General features: G+C 72.1%; 17 protein-coding genes. 3 read left to right on the top strand and 14 right to left on the bottom strand.

Annotated features, from left to right (window positions below; genetic code table 11):
* Positions 1-5: 5 nt before the first annotated feature.
* The 4 genes from ABZ823_RS02200 to hrcA form a co-directional block, all read right to left on the bottom strand.
* On the bottom strand, positions 6-743 hold the full coding sequence (locus ABZ823_RS02200; protein ID WP_361652689.1) for a 16S rRNA (uracil(1498)-N(3))-methyltransferase: 738 nt from the start codon (positions 741-743) through the stop codon (positions 6-8).
* Complete coding sequence (locus ABZ823_RS02195) at positions 740-1,816, bottom strand: nitronate monooxygenase (RefSeq protein ID WP_361652687.1); 1,077 nt, start codon at positions 1,814-1,816, stop codon at positions 740-742. Before ABZ823_RS02195 ends, ABZ823_RS02200 begins: the two co-directional genes overlap by 4 nt.
* Positions 1,817-1,961: 145 nt before the next feature.
* Positions 1,962-3,098 carry a molecular chaperone DnaJ gene (gene dnaJ / locus ABZ823_RS02190; RefSeq protein ID WP_361652685.1) on the bottom strand — a complete coding sequence of 379 codons (1,137 nt, stop codon included), beginning with the start codon at positions 3,096-3,098 and terminating at the stop codon, positions 1,962-1,964.
* Entirely contained in the window at positions 3,099-4,115 is a 1,017-nt protein-coding gene (hrcA, locus tag ABZ823_RS02185) for a heat-inducible transcriptional repressor HrcA (protein ID WP_361652683.1), read from the bottom strand.
* Between the two features lie 195 nt (positions 4,116-4,310).
* On the opposite strand from hrcA, the gene ABZ823_RS02180 reads away from it, so the two are divergent.
* Positions 4,311-5,045 (top strand): MBL fold metallo-hydrolase, encoded by a 735-nt coding sequence (locus tag ABZ823_RS02180; protein WP_361652681.1) that lies wholly within the window; start codon positions 4,311-4,313, stop codon positions 5,043-5,045.
* Between the two features lie 46 nt (positions 5,046-5,091).
* Positions 5,092-5,901 (top strand): DUF3097 domain-containing protein, encoded by an 810-nt coding sequence (locus tag ABZ823_RS02175; protein WP_361652679.1) that lies wholly within the window; start codon positions 5,092-5,094, stop codon positions 5,899-5,901.
* A gap of 286 nt (positions 5,902-6,187) precedes the next feature.
* Here the strand turns inward: ABZ823_RS02175 and hemW are convergent, their stop codons facing one another.
* From hemW to lepA, 4 genes are all read right to left on the bottom strand, one after another.
* Complete coding sequence (gene hemW, locus ABZ823_RS02170) at positions 6,188-7,420, bottom strand: radical SAM family heme chaperone HemW (protein WP_361652677.1); 1,233 nt, start codon at positions 7,418-7,420, stop codon at positions 6,188-6,190.
* Positions 7,421-7,489: 69 nt separating this feature from the next.
* The gene (locus ABZ823_RS02165) at positions 7,490-9,436 is read right to left on the bottom strand and encodes a SpoIIE family protein phosphatase (RefSeq protein WP_361652675.1); all 1,947 of its coding nucleotides are present in this window, start codon (positions 9,434-9,436) and stop codon (positions 7,490-7,492) included.
* A 370-nt stretch (positions 9,437-9,806) separates the two neighbouring features.
* The gene (locus ABZ823_RS02160; protein WP_361652673.1) at positions 9,807-11,681 is read right to left on the bottom strand and encodes a long-chain fatty acid--CoA ligase; all 1,875 of its coding nucleotides are present in this window, start codon (positions 11,679-11,681) and stop codon (positions 9,807-9,809) included.
* A 235-nt stretch (positions 11,682-11,916) separates the two neighbouring features.
* Positions 11,917-13,785, bottom strand: a complete 1,869-nt coding sequence (gene lepA / locus ABZ823_RS02155) for a translation elongation factor 4 (protein WP_361652671.1) — start codon at positions 13,783-13,785, stop codon at positions 11,917-11,919.
* 320 nt (positions 13,786-14,105) lie between these two features.
* On the opposite strand from lepA, the gene rpsT reads away from it, so the two are divergent.
* Positions 14,106-14,372 carry a 30S ribosomal protein S20 gene (gene rpsT, locus ABZ823_RS02150; protein ID WP_361652669.1) on the top strand — a complete coding sequence of 89 codons (267 nt, stop codon included), beginning with the start codon at positions 14,106-14,108 and terminating at the stop codon, positions 14,370-14,372.
* A 598-nt stretch (positions 14,373-14,970) separates the two neighbouring features.
* Here the strand turns inward: rpsT and holA are convergent.
* The 6 genes from holA to ABZ823_RS02120 form a co-directional block, all read right to left on the bottom strand.
* On the bottom strand, positions 14,971-15,960 hold the full coding sequence (holA, locus tag ABZ823_RS02145; RefSeq protein WP_361652667.1) for a DNA polymerase III subunit delta: 990 nt from the start codon (positions 15,958-15,960) through the stop codon (positions 14,971-14,973).
* A gap of 84 nt (positions 15,961-16,044) precedes the next feature.
* Positions 16,045-16,290: a hypothetical protein gene (locus tag ABZ823_RS02140; protein ID WP_361652665.1), complete on the bottom strand. Its 246-nt coding sequence runs from the start codon at positions 16,288-16,290 to the stop codon at positions 16,045-16,047.
* A gap of 144 nt (positions 16,291-16,434) precedes the next feature.
* Positions 16,435-17,274 (bottom strand): arylamine N-acetyltransferase, encoded by an 840-nt coding sequence (locus ABZ823_RS02135; protein ID WP_361652663.1) that lies wholly within the window; start codon positions 17,272-17,274, stop codon positions 16,435-16,437.
* A gap of 4 nt (positions 17,275-17,278) precedes the next feature.
* On the bottom strand, positions 17,279-20,014 hold the full coding sequence (locus ABZ823_RS02130; protein ID WP_361652661.1) for a ComEC/Rec2 family competence protein: 2,736 nt from the start codon (positions 20,012-20,014) through the stop codon (positions 17,279-17,281).
* Positions 20,011-21,057 (bottom strand): ComEA family DNA-binding protein, encoded by a 1,047-nt coding sequence (locus tag ABZ823_RS02125; RefSeq protein WP_361652659.1) that lies wholly within the window; start codon positions 21,055-21,057, stop codon positions 20,011-20,013. The genes ABZ823_RS02130 and ABZ823_RS02125 overlap by 4 nt, the downstream gene beginning before the upstream one ends.
* Positions 21,058-21,537: 480 nt before the next feature.
* Positions 21,538-22,383 carry a DegV family protein gene (locus ABZ823_RS02120; protein ID WP_361652657.1) on the bottom strand — a complete coding sequence of 282 codons (846 nt, stop codon included), beginning with the start codon at positions 22,381-22,383 and terminating at the stop codon, positions 21,538-21,540.
* Between the last annotated feature and the right edge of the window lie 15 nt (positions 22,384-22,398).

The following is a 22,398-nucleotide window of genomic DNA, read 5'->3' as shown; positions in this document are numbered from 1 at the left end:
GTCGGTCAGGACCAGCGTCCGGTGCGGCCGAGCAGCAGCGCGGCCGCCGCGGTGCCGGCGGTCGAGGTGCGCAGGACGGTGCGCCCCATCCGGAAGGCTCTCGCGCCCGCCTGCGCGAACAGGGTCAACTCCTCGGGCGCGACGCCCCCTTCGGGCCCGACGACCAGAACGATCTCGCCCTTCGTGGGCAGTTGCACGGCCGCGAGGGGTTCCTCTCCGCTCTCGTGCAGGACCGCGGCGAAGTCGGCCTCGGCGAGAAGTGCCGCGACCTGCTTGGTCGTCGCGGCGTCCGCGACCTCGGGGAAGCGCACCCGGCGGGACTGCTTGCCCGCCTCGCGGGCGGTGGCCCGCCACTTGGCGAGGGCCTTCAGCCCCCGCTCGCCCTTCCACTGGGTGATGCACCGGGAGGCCTGCCACGGGACGATCGCGTCGACGCCGACCTCGGTCATGGTCTCGACGGCCAGCTCACCGCGGTCGCCCTTGGGGAGGGCCTGGACGACGGTGATGCGGGGTTCCTCGGGCGGTTCCTCGGACAGCGAGGTCACATGGACGATCAACCGGTCCTTGCCCTCGGTGGCGACGACCTCGCACTCCGCCCGGCGTCCGGCGCCGTCGGTCAGGACGACGGCCTCCCCCGGCCGCAGGCGCTTCACCGAGACCGCGTGCCGTCCCTCCGGGCCGTCGAGCACCAACTCGGGCCCGACGCCGTCGAGCCGGTCCACGACGAACACGGGGGCCGTCATCGCCCGGCACCTCGGGTGGACAACGCTGTCACCGCTTCGCGGAGTTCCGCCGCCAGCACCTCCACCAGCCGCCCGGCGGGCAGGTCGCGGGCCATGCGGTGGCCCTGACCGGCCCACAGCGCCATGCCCTGCGGGTCGCCCTCCTTGGCCGCCGCCTTGCGCAGCGGGGAGGTGAGGTGGTGGATCTCCGGGTAGGCGGCGGGCGCGTACGGCCCGTGCTCCCGCATGAACCGGTTGACCAGGCCGCGTGCCGGGCGCCCGGAGAACGCGCGCGTCAGCTCCGTCCGGACGAACAGGGGGTCGGTCAGCGCCTGCTTGTGCAGGGGGTGGGCGCCGGACTCGGGGGTGGCGAGGAAGGCGGTGCCGAGTTGGGCCGCGCTCGCGCCCGCCGCGATGACCCCGGCGATCTGACTGCCGCGCATGAGGCCTCCGGCCGCCACGATCGGGATCCGTACGGCCTCGCGGACCTGGGCGACGAGGGAGAGCAGTCCGATGCCGGAGCCGTCGTTCTCGGCGCTGTCGCGGTGGGTGCCCTGGTGTCCGCCGGCCTCGACGCCCTGTGCGATGACCGCGTCGGCGCCCGCCTCCTGCACGGCGAGGGCCTCCTCGGCGGTGGTCACGGTGACCAGGGTGAGGGTGCCCGCGCGGCGCAGGGAGTCCAGGACCGACGGGGCGGGGATACCGAAGTGGAAGGAGACCACCGGCACCGGGTTGTCGAGGAGGACGGCCAGCTTGGCGTCGTAACCGTCGTCCCGGCCGCTGTCGGGGTCACCCAGCTCGGTCTTGTACCAGGCGGCCTCGCCGGCGAGCTGTTCGGCGTAGACCTCGACGGCGGCGGGGTCCGCCTGATCGGACTGCGGCATGAACACGTTCACGCCGAAGGGGCGGGCCGTGAGCCCGCGGAGCTGCTTGATCTCCTGGTACATGCCGTCGGCGGTCTTGTAGCCGGCGGCGAGGAACCCGAGGCCACCCGCCTCGGACACGGCGGCAGCGAGCTGCGGCACGGAGACGCCGCCCGCCATGGGGGCCTGCACGATCGGGTGGCGGAGGAGATCGGTCAGCACGGAGGACATGACGGCATGTTGTCACGTCCTTTACACAAGTCCGAATCCGGCCTTCCCCTGGTATATGCCAGGGGAAGGGTTCGCGGGTCACAGGGGGCGGGAGGGTGCCCGTGGCCCGGATGTTCCGGGCCGGTCCGGGCATTCCGAGCCACGGTCAGCGCCCGTTGAAGGCGTCCTTCAGCCGTGAGAACAACCCCTGCTGCCCCGGCTGGAACTGCCCCTGCGGCCGTTCCTCACCCCGTAGCTTCGCCAGTTCCCTCAGCAGGCGCTCCTGCTCGGGGTCCAGCTTCGACGGCGTCTGCACCTCGACGTGCACGACCAGGTCGCCCCGGCCACCGCCGCGCAGATGCGTGACGCCACGGCTGTGCAGCGGAATCGACTGCCCGGACTGCGTGCCGGGACGGATGTCGACCTCCTCCATGCCGTCGAGCGTCTCCAGCGGCACCTTGGTACCGAGGGCCGCCGCCGTCATCGGGATGGTGACCGTGCAGTGCAGGTCGTCGCCGCGACGCTGGAAGGTCGAGTGCGGCAGCTCGTGGATCTCGACGTACAGGTCGCCGGCGGGTCCGCCGCCCGGGCCGACCTCGCCCTCGCCGGCGAGCTGGATCCGGGTGCCGTTGTCCACGCCCGCGGGGATCTTGACGGTGAGCGTCCGGCGGGAGCGCACCCGGCCGTCGCCCGCGCACTCCGGGCAGGGGGTCGGGACGATCGTGCCGAAGCCCTGGCACTGGGGGCAGGGCCGGGAGGTCATGACCTGGCCCAGGAAGGACCGCGTGACCTGCGAGACCTCACCGCGACCACGGCACATGTCACAGGTCTGCGCGGACGTACCGGGCGCGGCGCCCTCGCCGTTGCAGGTGTTGCAGACGACGGCCGTGTCGACCTGGATGTCCTTCGTGGTACCGAAGGCCGCCTCGTCCAGCTCCACATCGAGGCGGATCATCGCGTCCTGGCCCCGGCGGGTGCGCGAGCGCGGACCGCGCTGCGACGCCGTACCGAAGAACGCGTCCATGATGTCCGAGAAGTTCCCGAAGCCGCCCGCGCCGAAGCCGCCCGCGCCTGCGGCGCCCGCCTGGGACAGGGGGTCGCCGCCGAGGTCGTAGACCTGCTTCTTCTGCGGGTCCGAGAGCACCTCGTACGCGGCGTTGATCTCCTTGAACCGCTCCTGCGTCTTGGGATCGGGGTTGACGTCCGGGTGCAGCTCGCGGGCGAGCCGGCGGAACGCCTTCTTGATCTCTTCCTGCGACGCGTCGCGGCGCACGCCGAGTACGGCGTAGTAGTCCGTGGCCACTTACGACTCCGCCAGGATCTGTCCGACGTACCGTGCCACCGCTCGTACCGCTCCCATCGTTCCCGGGTAATCCATGCGGGTCGGTCCGACCACGCCGAGTTTCGCTACTGCCTCGCCGCCCGAACCGTAGCCCACGGAGACCACCGACGTGGAGTTGAGTCCCTCGTGTGCGTTCTCATGGCCGATACGCACCCGCATGGCCGGATCCTTTGCCTCGCCCAGCAACTTGAGAAGGACGACCTGCTCCTCCAGCGCCTCCAGGACGGGGCGGATGGTGAGAGGGAAGTCATGCACGAAGCGGGTGAGGTTGGCGGTGCCGCCGATGATCAGCCGCTCCTCGGTCTCCTCCACGAGCGTCTCCAGGAGAGTGGAGAGCACCGTGGTGACCGTGCCCCGGTCCTCCGGGTCGAAGGCCTCGGACAGGTCCTGCACCAGTTGCGGGACGTCCGCGAAACGGCGGCCGGCGACCCGGCTGTTGAGCCGCGCCCGCAGATCCGCGAGAGACGTTTCTCCAAACGGCGCGGGGCAGTCGATCATGCGCTGCTCCACCCGGCCGGTGTCGGTGATCAGTACGAGCATCAGCCGTGCGGGCGCCATGGACAGCAGCTCCACGTGCCGCACCGTCGAACGGGTCAGCGACGGGTACTGCACCACGGCGACCTGCCGGGTGAGCTGCGCGAGCAGCCGTACCGTACGCGCCACGACGTCGTCGAGGTCGACGGCGCCCTCCAGGAAGTTCTGGATCGCGCGGCGCTCGGGCGGGCTCATCGGCTTGACGGCCGCGAGCTTGTCGACGAAGAGGCGGTAGCCCTTGTCCGTGGGGATGCGTCCGGCGCTGGTGTGCGGCTGGGCGATGTAGCCCTCCTCCTCCAGCACGGCCATGTCGTTGCGGACGGTGGCCGGGGAGACACCGAGACTGTGCCGTTCGGTGAGCGCCTTGGAACCCACCGGCTCCTCGGTGCCCACGTAGTCCTGGACGATGGCGCGCAGCACTTCGAGCCTGCGTTCACTGAGCATGCGCACACCTCCAGCGGTCTGTCCCCTTGACGCTTCCCCTGGCACTCTGCGCAGGTGAGTGCCAGCATTCCCGGGGCAAGTGTACGGCCGTCGGGTACGCCCCCGGCAAGGGCGGGCTCCATGCCGTGCCGAGGTGTACCGACCTGTCCCAGGGTGTCCCTGCCAGGGCCGGGTGTCTGCGGATAGCGTCGTGCCATGACGGTGTGGTGGGAAGGGTCCGGGTGGGAGGCGCTCAGCGCCCGGGCGGGGCGCACGCGGCTTCCGGGCTGGGACTGCACGGCCGGACTGGTGGTCGGGGATCATGCGGCGCTCATGATCGACGCGGGGTCGAGCCTGGGGGAGGGCGCGAGGCTGCGCACCGGGGCGCGGCGTCTGCTCGCGCCGCTCGGCGGGGACCGGCATGTGACACATCTCGCGCTGACGCACCCCCACTTCGACCATGTCCTCGGGGCGGGGGCGTTCACGGGCACGGAGGTGTTCGGGGCGGTGGGTGTCGACACGGTGTTCGTCCACGAGCGGGACGCGCTGGTCGCCGACGCGGTGCGGCACGGCCTGGACGCGGCCGAGGCGGCCGAGGCGGCGGACGCGCTGGTCCGCCCGCGCCACCAGGTCTCGGGCGAATGGACGCTGGACCTGGGCGGGGTGCGGGTGCTGCTGGCGAACGTGGGCCCGGCCCACACGGCCCACGATCTGGTGGTCCTCGTGCCCGGCGAGCGGGAGGTGGTGTTCTGCGGGGACCTGGTGGAGGAGTCCGGCGAGCCCCAGGCGGGCCCGGACGCGATTCCCTCGCACTGGCCGGCGGCCCTGGACCGGCTGCTCGAACTGGGCGGCCCGGACGCGGTGTACGTGCCGGGACACGGTGCCGTGGTGGACGCGGCGTTCGTCCGGGCGCAGCGCGACGCACTCGCGGCCCGTTTCGGCGTGTCGTGACGTCTTCCGCGGCCCCTGCGGCCGGACTTCTCCTATCGTCATCCGAATGCGCCAGTACTCACCGGACCTGACCCCGCCGTGGAAGAAGCCGAAGCCCGTTCCCGAGGTCCCGGCGGACCCCGGTCTGGTGGTCGAGGAGCCGCGCACCGGCTTCTGCGGCGCGGTGATCCGCTGCGAGGCGGGCACGGTGACCCTGGAGGACCGCTTCGGCAAGCACCGGGTGTTCCCGCTGGAGCCGCGGGGCTTCCTGCTGGAGGGCCGGGCGGTGACACTGGTGCGCCCGTCGAGGGCGCCGGTGCGTCCCACGCGTACGGCGTCGGGTTCGGTGGCCGTCCCGGGGGCGCGCGCGAGGGTGGCCCGCGCCGGCCGTATCTATGTGGAGGGCCGCCACGACGCGGAACTCGTCGAGAAGGTGTGGGGCGACGACCTGCGCATCGAGGGCGTGGTCGTGGAGTACCTGGAGGGCGTCGACGACCTGCCGTCGATCGTCTCCGCCTTCTCCCCCGGCCCCGACGCCCGTCTCGGCGTCCTGGTGGACCATCTGGTCCCCGGCAGCAAGGAGTGGCGGATCGCCGAGTCGGTGACGAGCGAGCACGCGCTGGTGGTGGGCCACCCGTACATCGACATCTGGGAGGCCGTGAAGCCGGCGGTCCTGGGGATCGGGGAGTGGCCGCGCATCCCGCACGGGCAGGACTGGAAGAAGGGCGTGTGCCGGGCCCTTGGCTGGCCGGAGAACACGGGTCAGGCCTGGCAGCGGATCCTGTCCGGGGTGCGGTCCTACAAGGATCTGGAGCCGGAGTTGCTGGGGAGGGTGGAGGAGTTGATCGACTTCGTCACGGATAGCGGTGGGGCTTGACGTCTGGGAACGTTCCGAACTCGCTCGTGTCCCATTCGACTCCGAGCCCCTCCAGCGACAACGGCTCACCGAACTTCGCGATGTGCTGCGTCCTGTAGTCCCCCGGAGAAGCTCGGCTGTGACGTCCTCCGGAGGCTCGAACCCCTCGAAGAACCTGGTCATCCCGTACTCGTCCACAGCGGTCATCTCCGTGGCCCGCCAGGTCCGCCGCGTCCTTTTGGCGGCAGCCTGCGAACCAGGTCAGGGGCCGAACCGACGTTCCGCGCCGATTCACCCGGCGGAGTGATCAGTCCACCAGGTCACGCACCACCGCGTCCGCCAGCAGCCGCCCCCGCAGGGTGAGAACCGCCCGGCCTTCGTCGTACGGGCCCTTCTCCAGGAGCCCGTCCGTCAGCGCCCGGCGCGCGGCCGCCAGCCCCTCCTCCCGCAGCAGCGACAGCGGCACGCCCTCCCGCAGGCGCAACTCCAGCAGGATGCGCTCGACCCGGCGGTCCTCGGCCGTCAGGAGTTCACGGCCGGCACCCGGGGAGCGGCCCGCCGCCAGCGCCGCCGCGTACGCCCCCGGGTGCTTCACGTTCCACCAGCGCACACCGCCCACATGGCTGTGCGCGCCGGGGCCCGCGCCCCACCAGTCGGCGCCACGCCAGTACAGCTCGTTGTGCAGACAGCGGCCGGACTCCGACGTGGCCCAGTTGGAGACCTCGTACCAGTCGTAGCCCGCCGAGCCGAGCACCTCGTCCGCGATCAGATAGCGGTCCGCGTGGACGTCGTCGTCCGTCATCGGTATCTCGCCCCTGCGGATCCGGCGGGCGAGCTGGGTGCCCTCCTCGACGATCAGCGCGTACGCCGAGACGTGGTCCGGTCCCGCGCCCAGCGCCGCGTCCAGCGAGGCCCGCCAGTCGTCGTCCGACTCGCCAGGGGTGCCGTAGATCAGGTCCAGGTTCACATGCCCGAAGCCCGCCGCCCGTGCCTCGGCCACGCAACGCTCGGGGCGGCCCGGGGTGTGGGTGCGGTCCAGGATCCTCAGCACGTGCGAGCGCGCGCTCTGCATGCCGAAGGAGATCCGGTTGAAGCCGCCCTCCCGGAGCGTCGCGAGATACGCCGGGTCGACCGACTCCGGGTTGGCCTCCGTCGTCACCTCGGCGTCGTCCGCGAGCCCGAACTCGTCGCGGATGGCCCCCAGCATCCGTACGAGGTCGGCCGCGGCGAGCAGCGTCGGCGTGCCGCCCCCGACGAAGACCGTGCGGGCCTCGCGCGGGTCGTCGCCCAGCACCTTGCGGGCCAGCCGGATCTCCTCGATCAGCGTCTCCGCGTAGTTGTCACGGGACGCCAGCACCCCGCCCGTGCCGCGCAGCTCCGTCGCCGTGTACGTGTTGAAGTCGCAGTAGCCGCAGCGCGTCGCGCAGTACGGCACGTGCAGGTAGAACCCGAGGGGGCGCTCGGCGGCCCCGGCGAGCGCGTGGGCGGGCAGTGCGCCGTCGTCGGGGACGGGCTCGCCGTCGGGGAGTGCGGAAGGCATGTCCTCCATTGTCCAGCACGGCGGGCGAGACCGATTTCGTGCGCTGTGTCACTCCGCCCGCAGCACCTTTCACTCCGCCCGCAGCACCAGCAGCGCGAGATCGTCCTCCGGCGGCTTCCCGCCGAACTCGTGCACCAGAGTCCGGATCCGCTCCGCGACCAGCTGGGCACTCAGCCCGGCGCAGCCGGCGAGCGCCGCCGCCAGCCCGTCCCCGTCGTCGAACTGACGCGATCCGCTGCGCCGCTCGGTCACCCCGTCCGTGACGCACAGGAGCGTGTCGCCGGGGTACAGCTCGAAGGTGTCGCACGCGTACGTGACGTCCTCGACGACGCCGAGCAGGGTCTGCGGCTGGGCCACGACCCGTACGTCGCCGTCCGGGCCCAGCAGCAGCGGCAGCGGGTGCCCGGCGGAGGCGAGCGTGCAGCGCACCCCGCCGTCGAAGGGGGCCAGCTCGCCGTAGAGCAGGGACAGGAAACGCGCGTGCGGGCCGCCGTCGGCGACCGGCACCGGGGCGCCCGCCGCCACCAGCGCCCGCGCCGCCGCGTCCGCCGCCTCCGTCGCGTCGTCCAGGAGGAGCTGGTTGAGGCGGTCCAGGACGTCGGGGACCGCGTACCCCTCGCGTGCCAGGAGCCGCAGCCAGGGGCGGGCCAGCCCGATCACGACCGCCGCCTCCGGGCCCTTGCCCTGGACGTCGCCGAGCGCGAAGCACCACCGCCCGTGACCGGCCGGGAAGAGGTCGTAGAAGTCGCCGCTCGGACCGCCCTTGTCGCACGGTTCGTACACGAGCGCGCTGCTCACCCCGGGGATCTCGGCGACGGCTCCGGGCAGCAGCCCGCGCTGCAACACCCTGCTGATGGTGGCCTGGCGCGCGTACTGCCGGGCCGCTCCGATGGCGAGCGCCACCCGGCGGCTGAGGTCTTCGACGAGCCCGGTGACCTCGTCGGGAAAGCGCAGCAGCCCCGTCCGGCCGATGACGAGTGTGCCGAGCGGCCGGCCGCCGGCGATCAGCCGGTAGGCCAGCGCCGCCCCGGTCGCGCCGCGTGGGCCGAGCGCCTCCCCGGGCCAGGGCACGGGCACCGCCCGGGAACGCACCGACTCCGGCAGCCGCGGCGGTTCCTTCTCCAGCACCCGGCGCAGTTCCTCGATGCGGTTCTCACTGACGTGCCACACCCGGGCAAGACGCGGCCCGGTGGCGACCGCCGTCTCGGGACCGTGCCAGCCGGTCGCCTCGTCCTCGAGCCACACCGCGCACCAGTCGGCCAGACGCGGCACGAGGAGCTGGCCGGTGAGCGCGGCGACCAGGTCCTCGTCGAGCTGTCCGGCGAGCAGATCGGATGCCTCGGCGAGGAAGGCGAGGGCACCGCGGCCCCGCCAGTCCCGCTCGGGCACACCACGTCCGGGCTCGGCGAAGCCGGTGAGTTCGGGCCCGAGGACCTCGGCGGCGCTCAGCCCGCCCTCCAGGGCGTCCCCGTCGGCGTACACCTCGATGCCGTCCGGGGCGGCCGGGGCGCCGTCGAGGGGCAACTGCGCCCAGACGGTCTTGGTCGCGGTCCGGTAGGTGATGCCCCAGGCCGCGCAGAGCGTGGCGACCAGGCGCAGCCCACGGCCGTACTCGGGTATGCCGTACGTGCGCTCGGCGGCGTCGTCCCGTACCGCGCGCGAGGGATGGTGGTCGGAGACCTCGACGAGGAGACTGGGCGGTTCGTCCTCCGCCTCGTGGAGGCGGCAGGCGACGTCGATGTCCGTGCCCGCGTGCACGACCGCGTTGGTGACCAGTTCGCTGACCACGACCAGGGCGTCCTCGACCAGCCGCTCGGTGAAGGTCCCGGGTTCGGCCGCCTCGGTCCACGCGGCGAGGGCGGCGTGCACGAAACGGCGGGCGGCGCCCGGAGCGAGAGGGCCGCCGGGCAGTGTCGTACGCACCACCGTGTACGGCCCCGGGCCCTCGCACCCCTCGTGCGCGGGCGTGTCAGGGGCACGGGAGATGGTCTCCCGTTGCGTGGGAATGGCCCCCATGGACGGCTCCCCGAGCAGTTCCGACGGACTCCGACGACTACGCCTCCGGCGATGCGGACAGAGTGACAGACCGGCCACGCTCATAAGCACGGAGTTACCGAAGTGGGCCACCATGGGTGAGAACCGTGCTACGGATGTGCTCGAAGACGGACAGATTCGAGCAACCGATCCGCGCCTGTGCTCGCCCCCTGATCACCGCGTCAGAAGGTGCCGGTCACGGTGCCGCTGCCGAGGGCGAGGCCACGGACGCGGTGTCCGATACGGCTTCGGGGCCGGACCTCCCGGACCCCGCCCAACCGCGGGGCGGGGTCCGGGTGTCGGGGCGGGTACGGCCGGGGGCAGGCAGCGCCCCGCGGCCGCCACCACCGCCTCAGGCCTCGCGGCTCCCCGCGTACATCGCGTCGATGAGGTCCTTGTACTCCCGCTCCACCACCGGCCGCTTCAGCTTCAGGCTCGGCGTGATCTCACCGTGCTCCACGTCGAGGTCCCGCGGCAGCAGCCGGAACTTCTTGATGGTCTGCCACCTCTGAAGCCCGGCGTTGAGTTCCCGGACGTAGCCGTCCACCATCCCGACCGTGGCGGGGTCGGCGACGACCTCGGCGTACGTCTTGCCTTCAAGGCCGTTCTCCTTCGCCCACTGGAGGATCGCGGCCTCGTCCAGGGCGATGAGCGCGGTGCAGAAGTTCCGGTCGGCACCGTGCACCAGGATGTTGGAGACGTACGGGCACACCGCCTTGAACTGACCCTCGACCTCGGCGGGTGCGATGTACTTGCCGCCGGAGGTCTTGATGAGGTCCTTCTTGCGGTCGGTGATGCGCAGATAGCCGTCCGGGGACAGCTCGCCGATGTCACCGGTGTGGAACCAGCCGTCCGCCTCCAGCACCTCGGCGGTCTTCTCCGGCAGCTTGTGGTAGCCCTCCATGATGCCGGGGCCGCGCAGCAGGATCTCGCCGTCGTCCGCGATGCGCACCTCGGTGCCGGGCAGCGGCTTGCCGACCGTGCCCGTGCGGTACGCCTCGCCCGGGTTCACGAACGAGGCCGCGGAGGACTCGGTGAGGCCGTACCCCTCCAGGATGTGGATGCCGGCGCCCGCGAAGAAGTAGCCGATCTCGGGCGCGAGGGCGGCGGAGCCGGAGACACAGGCCCGCAGCCGGCCGCCGAAGGCCTCGCGGATCTTGGCGTACACGAGCCTGTCGGCGACCTTGTGCCTGGCTTCGAGGCCGAGGGGGGCGGAGTGGGTGCCGGTGCGCCGGAAGTTGTCCTGGGTGACCTTGGCGTACTCGCGGGCTACCCCGGCGGCCCACTGGAAGATCTTGTACTTGGCCGCTCCGCCCCCGCGGGCCTTGGCGGCGACGCCGTTGTAGACCTTCTCGAAGATGCGCGGCACGGCCGCCATGTACGTCGGCTGCACCACCGGGAGGTTCTCGATGATCTTGTCGACGCGGCCGTCGACCGCGGTGACGTGTCCGACCTCGATCTGGCCGGAGGTGAGCACCTTGCCGAAGACGTGCGCGAGCGGCAGCCACAGGTACTGCACGTCGTCGCCGCCGACCAGCCCGGTCGCGGCGATGGCCTTCGCCATGTACGCCCAGTTGTCGTGCGGAAGGCGCACGCCCTTGGGGCGACCGGTCGTGCCGGAGGTGTAGATGAGGGTGGCGAGCTGGTCCTTGGTGATCGCGCCGACCCGCTCCTTGATCAGCTCCTGGTGCCTCTCCAGGTAGGCCGCGCCGCGGGTCTCCAGCTCGGCGAGGGTGAGGATCCAGTCCCCGGACTCGACGCCTGCCGGGTCGATGACGACGACGTGGTGGAGGTCGGGCAGCTCGGAGCGCTTCTCGAGGGCCTTGGCGAGCTGGGCGGCGTTCTCCGCGAAGAGCACCTTGCTCTCGGAGTCGGAGAGGATGAAGGCCGACTCGTCGGCGTTGGTCTGCGGATAGATGGTGGTCGTCGCCGCGCCGGCACACATGATGCCGAGGTCGGCGAGGATCCACTCGAGACGGGTCGAGGAGGCGAGCGCGACGCGCTGCTCGGGCTGCACACCCAGCTCGATCAGCCCGGCGGCTATCGCGTGGACCCGCTCGGCGGCCTGGCCCCAGCTCAGCGACCTCCACTCTTCGGGACCCTCGCCCGAGGGCGTCGGCACGGGGTAGCGGTAGGCCTCGGCGTCCGGCGTGGCCGCCACGCGTTCCAGGAAGAGGGCCGCCACAGACGGCGGACGGTTCTCGATCAAAGTCTGTGTGTGGCTCACGACACCCTCCGGGCCCGCGTCAGTGCGGCTGGCTCAGTTCTGCTGTTTCCACTCGCGGCCGTTGTTTAACTCGCGAGTAACCATCGAGCAGCCATCAGGGTAGAGCCCGACCAGCCGGTTTGTAAGGGGCAGCGGCCGCTTGCTTCCTCCGTATCGCCGTAGGCGCACACGCGGGGGCCCGCCGCACTTCGTACGACGGGCCCTGTTTCCACCCGGTTTACGCTACGGCGTACAACTACTTTTTGCCCTTGGCCGACCCCGCACCGTCATCGCTGGAGAGCACCGCGATGAAGGCCTCCTGCGGGACTTCCACGGAACCCACCATCTTCATCCGCTTCTTGCCCTCCTTCTGCTTCTCCAGCAGCTTCCGCTTCCGGGAGATGTCACCGCCGTAGCACTTGGCGAGGACGTCCTTGCGGATGGCGCGGATGGTCTCGCGGGCGATCACCCGGGAGCCGATGGCGGCCTGCACCGGCACCTCGAAGTTCTGCCGCGGGATCAGCTCCTTCAGCTTGGCGACGAGCCGGACGCCGTACGCGTACGCCTGGTCCTTGTGGGTGATCGCCGAGAAGGCGTCGACCTTGTCGCCGTGCAGCAGGATGTCGACCTTGACCAGGGAGCTGTTCTGCTCGCCGGTGGGCTCGTAGTCCAGCGACGCATAGCCGCGGGTCTTGGACTTCAGCTGGTCGAAGAAGTCGAAGACGATCTCCGCGAGCGGGAGGGTGTAGCGGATCTCGACCCGGTCCTCGGACAGGTAGTCCATGCCGAGCAGCGTCCCGCGCCGGGTCTGGCACAGCTCCATGATCGCGCCGATGAACTCGGTGGGCGCGAGGATCGTGGCCCGCACGACCGGCTCGTACACCTCGGCGAGCTTCCCCTCGGGGAACTCGCTCGGGTTGGTGACCGTGTGCTCGATGCCGTCCTCCATGATCACGCGATAGACCACGTTGGGCGCGGTGGCGATCAGGTCGAGCCCGAACTCGCGCTCCAGCCGCTCCCGGATCACGTCGAGGTGGAGCAGGCCCAGGAAGCCGACACGGAAACCGAAACCGAGGGCGGCGGACGTCTCCGGCTCGTAGACGAGCGCGGCGTCGTTGAGCTGGAGCTTGTCGAGGGCCTCGCGCAGGTCCGGGTAGTCGGATCCGTCCAGCGGATACAGACCCGAGAAGACCATCGGCTTCGGGTCCTTGTATCCACCGAGGGGCTCCACGGCGCCCTTGGCCTGGCTGGTGATGGTGTCACCGACCTTGGACTGGCGGACGTCCTTCACACCGGTGATCAGATAGCCCACCTCGCCGACCCCGAGCCCGTCGGCCGGGAGCATCTCGGGCGAGTTGACGCCGATCTCCAGCAGCTCGTGGGTCGCGCCGGTCGACATCATCCTGATGCGCTCGCGCTTGTTGAGCTGCCCGTCGATGACACGGACGTAGGTGACCACACCGCGGTAGGAGTCGTACACCGAGTCGAAGATCATCGCGCGGGCGGGCGCGTCCGCGACACCGACCGGTGCCGGGATCTGCTGGACGACCTTGTCCAGCAGCGCCTCGACGCCCAAGCCGGTCTTGGCGGAGACCTTGAGCACGTCGCCGGGCTCGCACCCGATGAGGTTCGCGAGCTCCTCGGCGAACTTCTCCGGCTGCGCGGCCGGCAGGTCGATCTTGTTCAGTACGGGGATGATCGTGAGGTCGTTCTCCATCGCCAGGTAGAGGTTGGCGAGGGTCTGGGCCTCGATGCCCTGGGCGGCGTCGACGAGGAGGATGGTCCCCTCACACGCGGCGAGCGACCGCGAGACCTCGTAGGTGAAGTCGACGTGCCCCGGGGTGTCGATCATGTTCAGGATGTGCGTGTTGCCCGGATCGTGGGTCGGGGCCCACGGCAGGCGCACCGCCTGGGACTTGATCGTGATGCCGCGCTCGCGCTCGATGTCCATGCGGTCGAGGTACTGAGCGCGCATCTGCCGCTGCTCGACGACGCCGGTCAGCTGGAGCATCCGGTCGGCGAGCGTGGACTTGCCGTGGTCGATGTGCGCGATGATGCAGAAATTGCGGATCAGCGCCGGGTCGGTACGGCTCGGCTCGGGCACATGGCTAGGGATCGCGGGCACGCAGGGTCCTGATTCTTGAGGCGTCCGCAGTGTCTGCGGTCTCGGGTCGGATCGATACGTAGCTTCCATGGTCCCACGCGCCGGGGGCTGCGACCGGTTTGGGCCGTGACGGAGTCGGCCGGAGCGGCGCAGACGCCCCGCCCCCGCGGGCGCCGCGGGGGCGGGGACGGGACCAGGCGCACCGGTTTGGGCGGGCCGGAGGGCGGCTGGTAGCCTGGGTGGCTGTGTCTCCTGCCCTCTCAGCGCGAGGCACGTCTTCAAGAAATCACCGGCGCGTGAGACGGCCCGTCTCGCGTGCCTGAACCTGTAGAGGCTCATTCGTGGCGAACATCAAGTCCCAGATCAAGCGGAACAAGACGAACGAGAAGGCGCGCCTGCGCAACAAGGCCGTCAAGTCCTCGCTCCGTACCGCGATCCGCAAGGCCCGTGAGGCCGCCGCCGCGGGTGACGTCGAGAAGGCCACCGAGCTCCAGCGCGCCGCCGCGCGTCAGCTCGACAAGGCCGTCTCGAAGGGCGTCATCCACAAGAACCAGGCTGCCAACAAGAAGTCGGCACTGGCTTCCAAGGTCGGGTCCCTCAACGGCTGACACTTGATTTGACGCCGGAGGGAACCGAGCGGGCCCTCTCTCATCCGCTCCCACCCGGCACCCCGGGTTCGTACGCGGCCTGCGTTCGCCACGCGGGTACGAACCCACGAGCTTGACCGAAGGCCCCGCCTTCCGCCCTTCCCCAGGGCGGTCGGCGGGGCCTTCGGCGTGCACGGCACCGCCGTCGTAGGGGTCATGCGCCCCGGGTCAGACAGGGGTCGTACGGGTCAGGGGCCCCGCGTCAGACAGGTGTCGTACGGTCACGCGGGTCGTACAGGGGTCGTACGGTCACACGCCCCACGCCTCGCACAGGCGTCGTCCGGGTCACATGCCCCACGTCGCACAGGCGTCGTCCGCGTCACATGCCCCACGTCGTACAGGCGTCGCCCGGATCAGGCGCCCCACGCCTCGCACAGGTCGTCCGGATCAGGCGCCCCACGGGCCGTACAGGGGTCGTACGGTCACGCGCCCCACATCTCGCACAGGCGTCGTCCGCGTCACACGTCCCACACCTCGCACAGGCGTCGTCCGCGTCACACGCCCCACACCTCGCACGGGTGGCGCACCCGAGCCGAGTTCTCGCCCCGCGCCCCGCGCCCTACGCCCGGCCCCGGGACCGGGCCGCCCTCGCGATCGTGACGACCGCCTTCTCCAGGGCGTATTCGGGGTCGTCACCGCCGCCCTTCACGCCCGCGTCGGCCTCGGCCACCGCCCGCAGCGCGACCGCCACCCCCTCCGGCGTCCACCCCCGCATCTGCTGCCGTACCCGGTCGATCTTCCACGGCGGCATGCCCAGCTCCCGGGCGAGATCCGCGGGACGTCCGCCACGGGCAGAGGAGAGCTTGCCGATCGCGCGCACCCCCTGCGCGAGCGCACTCGTGATCATCACCGGCGCCACTCCCGTGGCCAGCGACCACCGCAACGCCTCCAGCGCCTCCGCGGCGCGTCCCTCGACCGCCCGGTCCGCGACGGTGAAGCTCGACGCCTCGGCACGCCCGGTGTAGTACCGCCCGACCATCGCCTCGTCGATGGTGCCCTCGATGTCCGCGACGAGCTGCGACACCGCGGACGCCAGCTCCCGCAGATCGCTGCCGATCGCGTCGACCAGCGTTTGGCACGCCTCGGGCGTCGCCGAACGCCCCTGGGCCCGGAACTCCCCCCGCACGAACGCCAGCCGGTCCGCCGGCTTGGTCATCTTCGGGCACGCCACCTCCCGCGCCCCCGCCTTGCGGGCGGCGTCGAGCAGGCCCTTGCCCTTGGCACCACCCGCGTGCAGGAGCACCAGGGTGATCTCCTCGGCGGGCGAGGAGAAGTACCCCTTCAGCTCCTTGATCGTGTCGGCCGACAGATCCTGCGCGTTGCGCACGACGACGACCTTGCGCTCGGCGAAGAGCGACGGACTCGTCAGCTCGGCGAGGGTGCCGGGCTGCAACTGGTCGGAGGTCAGGTCCCGTACGTCCGTGTCGGCGTCCGCGGCCCGGGCGGCGGCCACCACTTCCTGCACGGCACGGTCGAGCAGCAGGTCTTCCTGGCCCACGGCAAGGGTGACGGGGGCGAGAGGGTCGTCATGCGCGGTGTTCTTGGCCATCACGGAAAGGATCGCACGCGCCACTGACATCGCGGTCCCCTCGCCGCCTCGCACGGCCCGACCCCGGATCACCGCCCCACCGGGCTACGGCTCCTCCCGCCAGCCGTCCCACTCCCCTACGAACGTGTCCAGCGCCGCCGGGTCCAGCAGTCGCCCCTCGTCCCGAAGGACCACCAGCCACTGCGCGTCCTCGGCGTCGTCCTCACCGGCCAGCGCGTCCCGTACGATCCGCGGCTCCTCATCCAGTCCGAACCGCTCCCCGAGCGCCTCCGCCACCTCTTGCGCCGCGTCGCGGTCGGGCAGCACCAGCACATGTCTCACATCGCTCACGAGGTCATTTTCCGCCAGGAAGGACACCGCCGACGCCGGGGTACGCCCCGGCAGCCCGCGCACGCCCGTGCCGCCGCTCCCACCGCCCCGGGTACGGAGAACGCCGCCGCCCGTGAGGCCCGGCACCGCCAACCCCCGTTCCCCTCAGCCTTGCCGCCCGCCCCGCCGCACCGTCGGCACCCGGTCCAGGACGATCCCGAACCGCTCCCGGTACACCTCCAGCACCTCCTGGTCGCTCGCCAGATCCGACATCTCCCTCCGCCCGTCCGGAGCCGTCACCGTGAGACGGCGGCCGCTGAGCGTGATCCGCCCTCCGTCCTCCGTGACCCGTGAACACACCAGCGACCGCGCGAAGTGCGAGACCGGCGAGGTGCTGTGCCACCAGGCCCCGACCACAAAGTCCTCGAGCACCCGCGGGCGCATCTCCAGCCGGTACTGCGGCGTGCCGTCCCGCAGCACGGCGAGGTCACCGGACGCCGCCGGACCCCTGCCTCCTCGCACTCCCGCCGCGTCCGTCCCGGCCTCGATCACCCGGAACGCACCGCCCGGGTCCGACTGCTCGCCCCGCTCCCGGAACACCAGCGGATAGTGGCTGTGCGCGCCGAACCCGACATCCACCAGCCAGTCGCCCCCGTCCACCGTCCGCACCCGTAGCCCGAGATGGTCGTACGGCACCCCGAGCCGCCCCTCCTCGCCGTACACCCGCGCCGCGAGCAGCGTGACGTCGAATCCGAGCGCCGCCAGCAACGCGGCGAAGGAGCCGTTGAGTTCGTAGCAGAAGCCGCCCCGGCGAGCCCCGACGATCTTGTCGAACAGCTGCTTCTCCTCCAGCACGATCTCCTCGCCCAGATGGATCGACAGGTTCTCGAACGGAACGGTCAGCAGATGACGGAGCTGCAACTCGCGCAGCACATCCATGGTGGGCCACGCGGGGTGGTCCGCCCCGATCCTGTGGAGATACGCGTCGGCCTGTGCGGAATTCATGACCTCAGTCTCTCGCGGCCCTCAGTTCGTCACCCGCCCCGACGACCGCGATCGCCCCGTCCCGGTCCGTCCGCAGCACCGTCGCGCCCTCGCCCCGCAAGGCCGCGACCGTGCTCGGCGCCGGATGGCCGTACGGGTTGTCCCTGCCGCACGAGATCAGCGCGAGTCGCGGCGCAACCCTCCGTATCAGCTCGGGATCCTGGTACGCCGACCCATGGTGGGCGACCTTGAGCACGTCCACGGGCCCCAGCCCGGCACCCTCAGCCGATTCCAACAGCGCCTCCTGCGCGGGTGGTTCGAGGTCGCCGAGCAGGAGCAGGGTCAGCCCCGCCGACCGTACGAACAAAGCGATGCTCGCGTCGTTCGGACCGTCCGGCAGGGGTGCCGGGTCCGGCCGAGGCCACAGCACCCGCCAGTCGAGCGCCTCGAGGCGGCGACGCTCCCCGGCCAGGGCGCGGATCACCGGAATGTGCCGGGCGGCCGCCCGGGCGCGGACGAACGCCGCCTGTTCCGGTGGCTCCTCGAACCCGGTCGTCTCGATCGCCCCCACCGACCGACCCCGCAGCACTCCCGGCAGCCCCGCGACATGGTCGGCATGGAAGTGGGTCAGCACGAGCAGCGGAACGCGGATGACACCGAGCGCGGTCAGGCATCGGTCTACCAGCACCGGATCGGGACCCGTGTCCACGACCACCGCCGTGCCGTGGCCCGCCGCGAGCACGGTCGCGTCCCCCTGCCCCACGTCGCACATCGCGAACCGCCAGCCCGGTGGCGGCCACCCGGTGATCACCCTTACCAGAGGTGGGGGCTGCACCACCACGAGCAGCAGCACCATGGCGCAGAGCCCGGCCAGCCACGGGCGCCGGAGAAGCCACCGCCCGGCGAGGACGAGGACCGCCGTCACGCCCGCCAGCAGCACCGCCCCTGCCCAGCTGCCGGGCCAGTCCACCGCACCGCCCGGCAGCGAGGCCCCGGTGCGCGCGATGCCGGCGATCCATTCGGCAGGCCAACTCGCGCACCACGCGAGCCCCTTGGCGGCCGGCATGGCCACCTGAGCCGCCGCCAGCGCGGCGAACCCCAGCACGGTGGCCGGTGCCACGGCGAACTCCGCGAGCAGGTTGCACGGCACCGCGACGAGACTCACACGCGCCGACAGCACCGCGACGACCGGCGCGCACAGCGCCTGCGCCGCGGCCGCGGCCGCCAATGCCTCGGCCAGTCGCGGCGGCACACGGCGCCGCCGCAATGCCGCGCTCCAGCGTGGAGCGACCGTGAGCAGGGCGGCGGTCGCCAGCACGGAGAGCAGGAATCCGTAACTCCGGGCGAGCCAGGGGTCCCAGAGAACGAGCAGCATGACCGCCGTGGCCAGCGCGGGAATCAGGGATCGGCGGCGCCCGGTGGCGAGGGCGAGCAGGGCGATCACCCCGCAGGCCGCGGCCCGCAGCACGCTGGGGTCGGGCCGGCACACGACCACGAACCCGAGCGTGAGCGCGCCGCCGAGCAGCGCCGTCCCCCGCAGCGGGATGCCGAGCCGGGGCGCGAGCCCGCGTCGCTCGGCCCGCTGCGCCAGACCGGCCGGGCCGACGACCAGGGCCAGGAGGATCGTGAAGTTCCCTCCGCTCACCGCGAGCAGGTGCGCGAGGTCCGTCTGTCCGAAGGCGTCGTCCAGCTCGGGCGTGACCCGCGAGGTGTCCCCTACGACCAGTCCGGGCAGCAGCGCCCGCGCGTCCGGACCGAGCCCGTCGGTCGCCTCACGCAGCCCGGCCCGCATCCGTCCCGCCCACCGTTGCGCCCCGGTCGGGCCGCCCACCACCCGGGGCGGTGCTCCGGCCCGTACGCGCACCACGGCGGCGATGTGATCGCTTCCGGTCAGCGCAGGTGCCAGCCGGGCGTCCACCCGCACCCGTGTGGAGGGCAGCAGAGCCAGCCACGGCGACCGTGCGGCTCCCTCGGCGATACCTTCCGAACCGCGCGGGGCCGCACGGGCGCTCAGGTCGACGACCATCAGCACCGGTGTGCGGGTCGCCACCACGGTCCCGTCTGCCTGCGTCAGCCGCCGGACCTCCCCGTCGAGCAGTACGGCGGTCGGTGTCGGGTGATCCCCCAGGATCCTGGGTCGGCTCAGGCGCGGGTCGGAGGTGAGCTCGATGTCCGCGGTCACCTCCGCGTGCCGGCTCGCCAGCGCGGGGACGGGCCCCCGCCGCAGATCCGCTCCCGCCAGCCCGGCGGAAGCCCCCGCGGCCGCGACGCAGAGCAGTGCCGCGGCCGCGGACACCGTCGGCCATGAGCCCCGGAGCCGATGACCGCCCCCGGCCCGACTCCACCGCGCCGCCAGCAAACCCCCGGCCGCCGCCAGGGCGACGATCACCACACCGGTGACCTGTGCGGCCGGGGCGCCCAGAGCCCAGGCGGCCGCCAGCCAGGCCCCCACGGCGGGCCCCGCCAACCGCAGATCCGCCGGCCCCTCCTGCCGTGGGTGCGCCTCCCCGGGCCCGCCGCGATCCGCACCGCGCCCGGCCGAGGGAGCCTGGCCGCGCGGCTCTCGAGACGGCGCCCTCGGTCCGACCGTGGTGTGGTCGCTCGGCGGCGCCTTGGGGTCGGCCAGGGCATACCCATCCGGCGGCGCCTTGGAGTCGTCGGCCGGGGCACCTTCACGCGGCAGCGCCTCGGAGCCGGCCGGGGCCCGTTCCCCCCGCAGCGCCGTCAGCCCGTGTGTGCCGTGATCCTTCGGCGGCCTCATGGCTGGACGAGTTTTCGTAGGTCGGCGAAGCGGCGCTCGCCGATGCCGTTGACGTTGCGGAGTTCGTCGACCGAGCGGAAGCCGCCGTGCTGGGAGCGGTAGTCGACGATGTGCTGGGCCAGCACGGGCCCCACCCCGGGCAGCGTGTCGAGCTGGTCCACGGTCGCCGTGCTGAGCGAGACCGGAGCGGCGGGTCCCGCACCGGCCGCCGATCGGCCGGCGACCGGGGCCGCCGGGTCCGTGCCCGGCGGGGGCGCGGGGCCGCCCACCACGATCTGCTCGCCGTCCACCAGAAGACGTGCACGGTTGAGGCCGTCGGTGTCCGTGCCCGGGCGTACTCCACCCGCCGCCCGCAGCGCGTCCGCGACCCTGGACCCGGCCGGGAGCCTGAGCAGCCCGGGCTTGCGCACCTTGCCGGCCACATCCACGACGACCGCCGCATCCGCCACACCAGTACCGCCCGAGGAGTGGGGATCGGGCGAGATCCCGGGCTCGGCCGACCGCTTGGCGCCGAGCGCGCCCGGCGCTCCGTATCGCGCCGCCGCCCGTACCACCTCCGGCGCCCGCACCTGTTCCGGACGGCCGGACCAGAAGTGCTGCACGGCGAAGACCACCGCCAACACGAGCAGTACCCCCAGCGCGGCCACGCTCTTGCGCTCCAGACCACACCTCGACTGCAGCCACAGCGGCATCCGCTCACGCAGGGCCGGCCCGAACCGCTCCCGCCACGTCACGCTCGTCGCCGCGCCGTGCGGCTGGGCGGCGGGCGCATCGAGGCCGTCGGCGCCGCGGGAAGCCGGGGGGATGCCCGGGTCCCGGTCCGCCCCCGGCGGACCGGTCCCCCGCGCCTTGTCATCCGTCGGCCCCTGGTCGAAGAGCGTCTCCGCGCGCAGGCGCAGTGCGTCGGCCGACGGGGTCTTGTGGTGCCGCCGCGGATGTCCCCGCGCGTGGCGCAGCCGGTGGAGTGTGCGGCCGTCGGAACCGGGGCCGCGGCCCGGACCGCTCGTGGGGACGGTGATGCGTGAACGTGATCGAATTGCCATGCGCCGAGGATCCGGCATACCGCCGCCCTCGCGATGATCTTGGTCAGTTTCCGGGGAAAACTCGCGAGTTGTGGATAACTCCGTCACCCACACGAGCGGCGATCGCCGGCGACCTGCGGTCGCTGTCCCGACAGGCTGCGCAGCTTCCGGGCGCGGAGCCCGGGCGCTGGAGGCGACTACTGCTTGCCCGCGACAAGCGCGAGGTCGCCGCGGTCGTTGCGACCAGTGGGTCGTCGCTCCACGGCCGTCGAGCAGTCCAGCCTCGGCCGGCAGCAGCGCGCCGCTACACACGGACACGATGCGCTCGGCGCACCAGGCGTGTTTCGCAGCCGGTTGATCAGACGGGGGGCGGGGTGGCGAGTGCCGTTGCCCCTGGACGAGCAGGGTCTGCGGCGTCTCGACCTCGGACTCTGTCGAGAGGCCGCATGAGGGCCGGCGACCTCCGGAGAACCTCGGCGCCGTCACCCGTGCGACGGCGGGTCAGCGCGGCGACACCACGGCCCCGAGCAGTCCGGGCCCCGTGTGCGCCCCGATCACCGCGCCGACCTCGCTCACATGCAGATCGGCCAGCCCGGGCACCCGCGCGCGCAGCCGGTCGGCGAGAGCCGACGCGCGTTCGGGGGCGGCGAGATGGTGGACCGCGATGTCGACCTGCCCGCCGCCCGCGCGCTCCGCCACGATCTCCTCCAGGCGCGCGATCGCCTTGGACGCCGTGCGCACCTTCTCCAGCAGCTCGATGCGTCCGCCGTTCAGTTGCAGCAGCGGCTTCACCGCGAGTGCCGAGCCCAGCAGCGCCTGCGCGGCTCCGATCCGGCCACCGCGCCGCAGATAGTCGAGCGTGTCGACGTAGAAGTAGGCGGAGGTGTCCTCGGCCCTCTTCTGCGCGGCGGTGACCGCCTCGTCGACCGTACCGCCGGCCTCCACGGCCTCAGCGGCGGCCAACGCGCAGAAGCCGAGGGCCATCGCGACCATCCCGGTGTCCACCACCCGCACCGGCACGGGGGCGTCGCGCCCCGCCAGCACAGCGGCGTCGTACGTTCCGGAGAACTCGGAGGAAAGGTGCAGGGAGACGATGTCCGTCGCGCCTCTCTCGGCGACCTCGCGATAGGTTTCGGCGAACTGCTCGGGGCTGGGCCGTGACGTGGTGACGGACCGTCGCTTCTGCAGGGCCTGGGCGAGGGAGCGGGCCGAGATCTCGGTCCCCTCCTCGAGCGCCTGGTCACCCAGCACCACGGTGAGCGGCACCGCGGTGATGCCGTGGCGCTCCATCGTCCGCGGCGGCAGGTAGGCCGTTGAATCGGTGACGATCGCGACATGGCGGGACATGAGCTGGAGGTTACC

Source organism: Streptomyces sp. NPDC047079, assembly GCF_040643755.1.
GTDB lineage: Bacteria > Actinomycetota > Actinomycetes > Streptomycetales > Streptomycetaceae > Streptomyces.
This window is presented reverse-complemented; position numbering and strand designations above follow the sequence as displayed.

Bases quoted from the DNA above. Each gene is read 5' to 3' on its own strand.
- ABZ823_RS02130 (WP_361652661.1), bottom strand. From the start codon at position 20,014: ATGAGGCCGCCGAAGGATCACGGCACACACGGGCTGACGGCGCTGCGG.
- ABZ823_RS02125 (WP_361652659.1), bottom strand. From the start codon at position 21,057: ATGGCAATTCGATCACGTTCACGCATCACCGTCCCCACGAGCGGTCCG.
- hrcA (WP_361652683.1), bottom strand. From the start codon at position 4,115: ATGCTCAGTGAACGCAGGCTCGAAGTGCTGCGCGCCATCGTCCAGGAC.
- ABZ823_RS02200 (WP_361652689.1), bottom strand. From the start codon at position 743: ATGACGGCCCCCGTGTTCGTCGTGGACCGGCTCGACGGCGTCGGGCCC.
- ABZ823_RS02195 (WP_361652687.1), bottom strand. From the start codon at position 1,816: ATGTCCTCCGTGCTGACCGATCTCCTCCGCCACCCGATCGTGCAGGCC.
- ABZ823_RS02120 (WP_361652657.1), bottom strand. From the start codon at position 22,383: ATGTCCCGCCATGTCGCGATCGTCACCGATTCAACGGCCTACCTGCCG.
- ABZ823_RS02165 (WP_361652675.1), bottom strand. From the start codon at position 9,436: ATGGGGGCCATTCCCACGCAACGGGAGACCATCTCCCGTGCCCCTGAC.
- ABZ823_RS02135 (WP_361652663.1), bottom strand. From the start codon at position 17,274: ATGAATTCCGCACAGGCCGACGCGTATCTCCACAGGATCGGGGCGGAC.
- ABZ823_RS02180 (WP_361652681.1), top strand. From the start codon at position 4,311: ATGACGGTGTGGTGGGAAGGGTCCGGGTGGGAGGCGCTCAGCGCCCGG.
- ABZ823_RS02175 (WP_361652679.1), top strand. From the start codon at position 5,092: ATGCGCCAGTACTCACCGGACCTGACCCCGCCGTGGAAGAAGCCGAAG.
- holA (WP_361652667.1), bottom strand. From the start codon at position 15,960: ATGGCCAAGAACACCGCGCATGACGACCCTCTCGCCCCCGTCACCCTT.
- hemW (WP_361652677.1), bottom strand. From the start codon at position 7,420: ATGCCTTCCGCACTCCCCGACGGCGAGCCCGTCCCCGACGACGGCGCA.